The organism is Salinicola sp. (genome assembly GCF_982684285.1).
The window spans coordinates 1-1,980 of sequence record NZ_CEXLVS010000407.1; the positions used below are offsets into that span (position 1 = coordinate 1).

Genomic DNA, 1,980 nt, shown 5'->3' on the forward strand with positions numbered 1-1,980 from the left:
CAGCAAAGGCAAGTTCACTGAACATTAAAGCTATAAAAAATAATAACGATGATACTTTCATTGCTATATACCGTTTTTTTATAACAACACCAACATAGTAGATATTTTTGATTAAATCAATTATTTGCATTTATTTTTTGTGGATTGGTTGGCATAAATCACATATTTTAAAATTGCTCTATTCCGCGTATTTATTTGGAGATTAGGCAAATGATGTTGCAGCTGTGCCTTGGTTCATCACAGTGCTAATTTAGTGAAAATATTGAGTGGATGTAGTTGATTACAGCTTTTGTGGAGGGTGACCTGGAAACGTTAGTTACAAAGTGAGTTTTGATAGTGATGACTCAATCTGGGGCGAGCATTATCACACAATTAGTGTGACAGTTTTGTGACAATATCAAAATAGTTAGAAAACTACGGTTGATAGAAGTAGCTTGACTTGAAATGGATAAAAATATTACGAAATTTAATATCTTTCTTGGCGGAAAATAATATTGTCCGAGTCTTTAAATAGACCAAAACTAGCACGAGCAGACGCTTCGTCGTCATAACCCCCGTCATTATCAAAATCACCTAATAACCAATCGGAGTTCGCAGCAAGCTGACTTTGAATATCAACATAACCTTGGTTCTCTTCACCCGGTGAAGAGAATGTCATAGTGGAACTGCCGCTGACCATTGGACTATTGTTACTCAGCGTAGGCGTTGTTGTTCCAGCATCTATATTCATGGTGCTGGTGAAACTGCCGCCAGACGTTTCGTTATTAGTTAAATCAAAATGAGTAAGCAAATTCAGCGATGTACATTGATCTGCAGTGTTAAGTTGCCAATTCACGCCGTTAAAATATTCGACTTGAATGGTAACGGGTAAGGGGATTAATTCGGAACCATGGGCATTGTTAATGAGCAAACGACCAAAACGAATAGGTTCTCCACTGGATCGTAGCGAAATCGGTAGGCCCTGAGTTAGCACATCATCACCGTCCTTAATCTGGCTGAAAACTAAGTCAGCGGCATTACTAAAATGCGCTATTCGGCTATTAGCCACATGTTCATATTTGTAGATATCATCACCAGATATAAAGGTGACACTGCCATTACTATTGTCAGTTAATGAAGCCACGGCAGCTGTCCAATCAAGTTGAACAAGGTTGGTATTATCCACTCCTAACTGTACCGCATCAGTTGTTGGGCCCGTAAGGGCAAAGTCACTGGCCACTAATTTTATAAAATCACCGCTATAATTTTGAGTGACGGCAGCTGTGTCAGCTGCATTATAAGCCGTGATAGTCAGCTGTGGATTAGTGGTATAGCTAAAGTTTTGACCACTATAAGTAAAAGTGCCACAGCTGTTATCGCCAAAAGAACCGTCTGACTGACTGCTCACTTCAAAGTGATCTGGATAAAAACGGCCAATATTGTCACTGCTGTCGGTGGTTAGCGTTTCACCAAAATAACTTGGCGGGCTGAGAGCAAAGGTAAATACACCCACTTCGGAGATTGCCTGACTGATAACATGGCTGCCATTATCGGATGTTGAAAAGTTAAAACTAGCCACATCTAGGCTGCCATTAGAACCACCAGACGGAGCAACGAGTGAAGGAATCACGGCAATTGAGTTTAATTCAAAGTTTGGCGTGACGGGATTATCGCTAAAATCAGTATCAGCATCATCTTCCCAGCAGGCAGCGTTCACGTTAAGGTCAAAACTTTCACCTGCTTTTTTAAATCGATTGCAGCTGGCATCACCACTGACACATTCGTAGTTATTATCATCGGTATAGACAGTCAACATGACAGGGCTACTGACAAACTGATCATTGCCCGTGAGCACCAAGTCACTCGCAGTCGTATGTTTGGCGTCAATTTGAAGTTGACCGGCATCATCATATTGCACCGTAAAGTTGGCTTCGCCATAGATATCAAAGTCGAGGTCAACACTGGTGCCCGGTGACGAAGTGTCAATGGCAGTGCCAGATA

1 protein-coding gene is annotated in these 1,980 nt (G+C 41.2%); it reads right to left on the reverse strand.

What is annotated here, in order from left to right; translation table 11 throughout:
• Window positions 1-466 precede the first annotated feature (466 nt).
• Window positions 467-1,980: DUF6701 domain-containing protein (locus AC3AYF_RS20460; protein ID WP_487780310.1), on the reverse strand; the 1,514-nt coding region annotated here is incomplete at its 5' end.